7 protein-coding genes are annotated in these 5,531 nt (G+C 73.6%); 1 reads left to right on the top strand and 6 read right to left on the bottom strand.

Going from position 1 to position 5,531, the window contains the following annotated elements:
- Positions 1 to 652, top strand: a 652-nt coding sequence (locus tag K6U79_10725; GenBank protein MCL6522824.1) for an alkyl hydroperoxide reductase, incomplete at its 5' end; no start/stop codon positions are given.
- Here K6U79_10725 and K6U79_10720 read toward each other — a convergent pair.
- The 6 genes from K6U79_10720 to K6U79_10695 form a co-directional block, all read right to left on the bottom strand.
- On the bottom strand, positions 649 to 876 hold the full coding sequence (locus K6U79_10720; protein ID MCL6522823.1) for a hypothetical protein: 228 nt from the start codon (positions 874 to 876) through the stop codon (positions 649 to 651). The two genes, K6U79_10725 and K6U79_10720, sit on opposite strands and share 4 nt — an antisense overlap.
- Positions 877 to 1,000: 124 nt before the next feature.
- The gene (locus K6U79_10715) at positions 1,001 to 2,110 is read right to left on the bottom strand and encodes a class II aldolase/adducin family protein (protein ID MCL6522822.1); all 1,110 of its coding nucleotides are present in this window, start codon (positions 2,108 to 2,110) and stop codon (positions 1,001 to 1,003) included.
- 56 nt (positions 2,111 to 2,166) lie between these two features.
- Positions 2,167 to 3,384 carry a zinc-binding dehydrogenase gene (locus K6U79_10710; protein ID MCL6522821.1) on the bottom strand — a complete coding sequence of 406 codons (1,218 nt, stop codon included), beginning with the start codon at positions 3,382 to 3,384 and terminating at the stop codon, positions 2,167 to 2,169.
- Between the two features lie 115 nt (positions 3,385 to 3,499).
- Complete coding sequence (locus K6U79_10705; GenBank protein MCL6522820.1) at positions 3,500 to 3,658, bottom strand: hypothetical protein; 159 nt, start codon at positions 3,656 to 3,658, stop codon at positions 3,500 to 3,502.
- Positions 3,655 to 4,701 (bottom strand): ABC transporter substrate-binding protein, encoded by a 1,047-nt coding sequence (locus K6U79_10700; protein MCL6522819.1) that lies wholly within the window; start codon positions 4,699 to 4,701, stop codon positions 3,655 to 3,657. Before K6U79_10700 ends, K6U79_10705 begins: the two co-directional genes overlap by 4 nt.
- Positions 4,698 to 5,468, bottom strand: coding sequence for an ABC transporter permease (locus K6U79_10695; GenBank protein ID MCL6522818.1), 771 nt, complete (start codon positions 5,466 to 5,468; stop codon positions 4,698 to 4,700). Before K6U79_10695 ends, K6U79_10700 begins: the two co-directional genes overlap by 4 nt.
- Positions 5,469 to 5,531 lie beyond the last annotated feature (63 nt).

The raw sequence follows: 5,531 nt of genomic DNA, 5'->3' as shown, positions 1-5,531 counted from the left end.
GGCCGGGACGCTCTGGCGGGCGCCCGCCGGGGAGCCGGGCCCGGCCGAGCCCTATGCGGAGGGACTGCGCCAGCCCTGGGACCTGGCCGGCGACGGCGAGACGGTCTGGGTGGCCATGGCGGGGGCCCATCAGATCTGGCGCTTCGCGCCTCCGGCGCCGCCCCGCCCCTGGGCTGGACTGGGCTGGGAGGGCCTTCGCGACGGCGACCTGCGGGGCGCCTTCTTCGCGCAACCCAGCGGCCTCGCCTTCGACGGTCGCCATCTCTGGGTGGCGGACAGCGAGGCCAGCGCCATCCGACGGGTGGACGTGGCGGCCGGCCGGGTGGAGACGGTCGCCGGCAGCGGCCTCTTCGACTTCGGCGACAGCGACGGCGGCCCGGGCGAGGCGCGCCTGCCGCATCCCCTGGCGGTCGCCTGGGATGCGCGCCGCTCGCGCCTCCTGGTGGCGGACACCTACAACGGCAAGGTGAGGCGGCTGGAGCCCGCGAGTGGCCGCCTGGCCACGCTGGCCTCCGGCCTGCACGAGCCCGGCGGGCTCGCCTGGGATCCGGAGGGCGATCGGCTCTTCGTCTGCGACACCAACGACCACGCCCTCCGCCTCCTCCACCCCGAGGGCGGCGGGGGCGCGGTCTGGTCCCACGAGATGCCCTAGCCGCGCGGTCTCTCGGCTCCGCGGCCCGGCTTCCCGCGCCCCTTCGCCTTCCGTTCCGGCGGGAAGGCGGCCGGTCGGCCGCCCCGGATCAGCTCCAGCTGCGGCGCCTGGCGGCGCATGCCGCGGACCACGAAGAAGGTGAAGAGCCCGAAGACGACGATCGCCGCGCTGGCCATGTACCAGAAGCTGAAGAGCTGCCAGGCGGCGAGGCTCCAATGCGGCATCCTCCCGACCCCCCGGAGGGCGGCCGCCGCCCGCGGGGGCTCGGGCCGTCGCTCCAGCCCCCAGTGTAGCGCCGGTCGCCGCGCCTAGGCGGACGGGGGCGGCGGCCCGCCCCCCTCCGCCGGCCTAGAGCATGGGCACCTGGCGGACCACCTTGCCCTCGATGCGCTCGAAGATCTCGTCCAGGCTCTCGCCGGTGATGGTCATGCCGTGGTTCTTCAGTCCGACGATGGCGTGGCGCGGGTCGGGCGCCGTCCGCACCTTCTCGGCCACCGCCTGGGCGATCTCCAGCGTCCCGCAGGGGTAGTTGATCTCCGTGGCGTCGATGCCGGGGATCCAGGCGTGGACGTGGAGCACCGCCCCCACCTTGGGGTTCTCGCGGTAGATCATCCAGTGCTCGATGGCGTCCACCGAGACGCGGCGCGGCGTGACCACGGGCGGGACGCTCAGGTGGATGGCGTCGTCCTCCTCCACGTACCCCTTGACCAGGAGCGCGTCGCGCCCCACCTGGCGGATGTTGGTCTTGTCGACGCCGCTGGCGCTCATCCAGAAGTCGTTCTCGTCGCGTCGCACGCTCAGGTTTCCGTAGCTCAGCCCGCCGATCTGGTAGAGGCGCTGCACGTGGCGGAAGTCACTCTCCGGCAAAAGCTTCTCGATGGGAAAGGGCGCCGGGTTGAGGTGGAGCGCGCCCAGCTTGCGGCTGGCCCGGCGCATCTCGTCCATGTGCTCGTCGCCGTTCCAGAGCCGCTCGGGCAAGTCGGGGTCGAAGACGTTGTTGATCACCAGGTGGCTGGAGGCCAGCGGCTCCAGGCGCTCGAAGAGCTCGGCGTAAAAGCGCTCGGGCTCCTCGAAGGAGGCGCGCACCGGATAGTAGCCGCGTTCCAAGGTGATGAAGTAGGTGCGGACCTCCTCCCCGTCCGGGACCACGTACAGGAAGAGGTTCGAAAGGGATCGGATCATCAGCGGGTAGGCGGCCAGCAGGACGTCCGCGGGCGGCTCGGGCGCCTCGGCGATGGAGACCACGTAGGTCGCCTGGGCGTGACGGTGGTAGGGCCGGGCGGCGGCGGCGTCGATCACGTTGAAAACCAGGTGGACGCCGGGGTACGGCTCCACCTGGGCGTAGCCCCGCTCGCGGAAGACGCGCGCCAGGCCGTCCACGAAGCGTCGCAGGACCGGGCTCTCCGCCCGCCCGACGACGGTGAAGTCCCTGGCCTCCCGCTCGGCTCTCTCGCGCATGGCTGTCATCGGTACCGACCTCCTCGTTCGACTCGCTTCCTGCCGCCCGTCACCCTTCAGGGGACCAGGAGGACTTTGAGCGCCTGGCGCGCCGCCTTGGAGGTGGCGGTGGCCAGCGCCGCCCGGACCTCGGCCAGCGGGAAGCGGTGCGTCACCAGCCGTTCCAGCGGAAGCCCGCCGCGGGCCAGCAGCTCCAGCGCCAGCTGGAAGGTGCGCAGCCGCCGGCCCTCCACTTCCTCGGTGCTGTACGCGAACGTTCCCCGGACGGTCAGCTCGCGCATCCAGACGAAGGTCCAGTCCACCTTCCGCGTCACCCCTGCCAGCCCCACCAGGACGACGCGCCCGCCGGGCCGGGTGAAGCGGAGCGCCTGGTCGATGGCCTCGTCGCGGCCCACGCACTCGTAGACCAGGTCGGCGCCCGACTCGGGCACGGGGGCGCCCAGGATGGGGCGCAGCAGCCGGACGCCCAGCGCCCGCGCCAGCTCCGCCTGCTGCTCCGGACCGCGGCCCAGCAGGACCCGGTCCGCCCCCAGCTGGCGCGCCAGCTCGGCCTGGAAGGGATGGCGGGCCAGGACGGTCACCGGGGCCGGCTCGCCCAGCGCCTTCAGCGCCGCCACCACCAGCAGCCCGATCACCCCGGCGCCCACCACCAGCACCCGTTCCCCCGGACGGGGCCGGTTGCGCAGGACCGCGTGGAGCGCGGTGGCGAAGGGCTCCACCAACGCGGCCGCCTCGTCGCTCACTTCCTCCGGGACGGCGAAGACCTGCGAGGCGTGCGCCAGGAAGTACTCCGCCCAGGTGCCGCCGGTGTCGCGACAGGCGCCCGCCAGCAGCCCGGGCGCCAGCCGGCCCTGGGCCATCCGCTCGCACTGGCTGAAGTCGCCCCGCGCGCAGGCGTCGCAGGGCGGGTCGATGCCGCGCGGGGCGCAGGAGAGGATCGGGTCGACCACCACCCGCTGTCCGGGCGGGAAGGGAAAGCCGGGGGCGGCCTCGTCCACCCGGCCCACGCCCTCGTGGCCGACCACGAAGGGGAAGGAGCTGTAGACGGAGGCGACCGGGCTGTCCCGGAGGGTGACCAGGTTGAGGTCGCTGCCGCAGATGCCCGCCAGCAGCGTCCGGATGCGCGCCCAGCCGCTCCCCCGCGGCTCCGGGCGGGGCAGCTCGCGCAGCTGGAGCGGCGACCAGCGCCCCCAGTAGCCCGGGCGCCGCACCGCGCCCCAGGCCCGCGTCCAGACGTAGCGCGGAATCGCGGGGTCGAACGCGACCGCCTTCAGTCCCCTCACCTCCGACAGGCCGACCTGATCTTAGCATCTGGTCCTAAGACCAGGTAGATACCCCCCGGAGTTTCCGCGGCCGCGGCAGGCGCCCGCCCGGTGGCCGGGAGCTCCTTCACAGGAAGGGGAGCGCGTAGTAGGCGATCAGGCCGAGCACCACCACGGCCAGCAACGCCGCCAGGAGGAGGCGGCGCAGCCCCGCCTGCCGCTGCGCCCTCTCCTTCCGGCCGCCGCGGCGCTGCGCCCGCCGTTGCCCCGGCCTCTCCCGGTTCATCGGCTCTTCTGCGCCACCTCGCCCGCGATATCCACGAAGGCCGCGGAGACGTCCACCGGCTTGGGCAGCAGCCGGTGCTGGAGCATCCATTTCTCCAGCTCCGCCCACTTGGCCTCCGTCTGCCGCCCGTAGGGCTGGCCGGGGTCGCGCAGCTCGGGCAGCAGCACCTTCAGCCCGTCCAGCGCCAGGCCACGGTCGAGGCCGGAGGCGTGCCGGGCGAGGATGTCGACGGCCTGCTGAGGATGCTCGGCCACCCACGCCTCCCCCTGCTGGGCCGCCCGCCAGAAGGCCTCCAGCAGCGGCCGCTCCCGCCGGAGCCTCGCCTCGTTGGTCAGCAGGACCAGCTCGTAGTAGTCGGGCACGCCCAGCTCCCGGATGGGGAAGACGGTGACCGGATACCCCTGGCGCGGCAGCTGGAGCGCCTCCACGGTGGTGTAGCCGCCCTCGATGGCGTCGACGCGGTGGGTGGTCAGCGCCGGGATCAGGTCGAAGCCTACGTTGACGGAGCGGATCTGGCTCCGGGGCACGCCCAGCCGGTCGGCCAGCGTTTCCAGGATGGCCTCGTCGCCGGGCGTGCCGGCGGTGCCGATGCTCTTGCCGCGCAGGTCCTGGAGGCTCCGGATGCCGCTGGAGCGGAGGGCGATGACCGTGTTGAGCGGGTGCTGGACCACCGCCGCCACCGAGACGACCGGGATCCCCTGGGCGCGGGCCAGGAGGAGGTCCTTGGGGTAGCCGATGCCCAGGTCGACGCGCCCCGAGCCCACCAGCTTGAGCGGGTCGGTGGTCTGCGAGGGCACCTCCACCTTCACCTGGATCCCCTGCTGGCGGAAGTAGCCCAGATCCATGGCCGCATAGAGCCAGGCGTGATCCACGTTGGGATACCAGTCGAGGAGCAGCGTCACCGTGCGCAGCGCCTGCCCCTGCCCGCCCCGGCTCGCCTGCGACCCGCCGGCCGCTCCTCCCCTCCCCCCGCAGGCGGCGAGCAGAAGGGCCAGCCCGATCAGGAGCGCCGCCGGACGGCGGCCTCGCGCCCAAGCTCTCATCCTTTTTCCCTCCCGGTCTCGTAGGCTCTCTCCTCGGCGCCGCTCCGCAGCCACCAGAGCACGCGTCGCTCCAGCCGCCCGGTGAGCGCGAAGAGGACGATGCCCAGCGCCGCCAGCAGGAAGACGGCGGCGAAGACGGCCGCCGCCTGCAGCTGCGAGGAGTAGCGCTGGATCAGGTAGCCCAGCCCGGCCTGCGCCCCCAGCCACTCGCCCACCACGGCGCCGCTGACGCTGAAGGCGACGGCCAGCTTCAGGCCCGAGAAGACGGAGGGCAGGGCGGAGGGCCACTCCAGCGCCCGGAAACGGCGCCAGCGGCCGGCGCCCCAGGAGGCGAAGAGCTCCTCGGCGTCGGCGTCCACCCGCCCCAGTCCGTCGTAGGTGCCGACCACCAGCGGGAAGAAGCTCCAGAGGACGGCCAGCAGCACCTTGGGCGCCAGCGTGTAGCCCAGCCAGAGGACGAGCACGGGGGCGACGGCCACGGTGGGGAACGTCTGCGAGGCCACCAGCCAGGGGTAGGCGGCGCCGGCGAAGCGCGGGCTCATGCGCATGGCCACGCCCAGGCCGACGCCGGCGACGGACGAGAGGGCGACGGCCAGCAGGATCTCCTCCAGCGTCACGCCGGCGTTGGCCAGGAGCGTCGCCCGCTCCTGCCAGAGGGCCGCCGCCACCTGGCTGGGGGCCGGCAGGATGAAGCTGGGTGGCCGGAAGAGCGCCACCCCCGCCTGCCAGGCGACGAGGAGCAGGAGCGCCAGGAAGCCTCCCCTCACGCGCTCTCCACCCCCGGCAGAAGCGCCTCGTGCAGACCCAGCAGCTCCAGCACCCGCCGCTCG

The sequence above is a fragment of the Bacillota bacterium genome (assembly GCA_023511835.1).
Lineage (GTDB): Bacteria > Bacillota > Sulfobacillia > JAIMAT01 > JAIMAT01 > JAIMAT01.
Note: the sequence above shows the minus strand (reverse complement) of the source record. Positions and strands in the feature narration are given on the sequence as shown.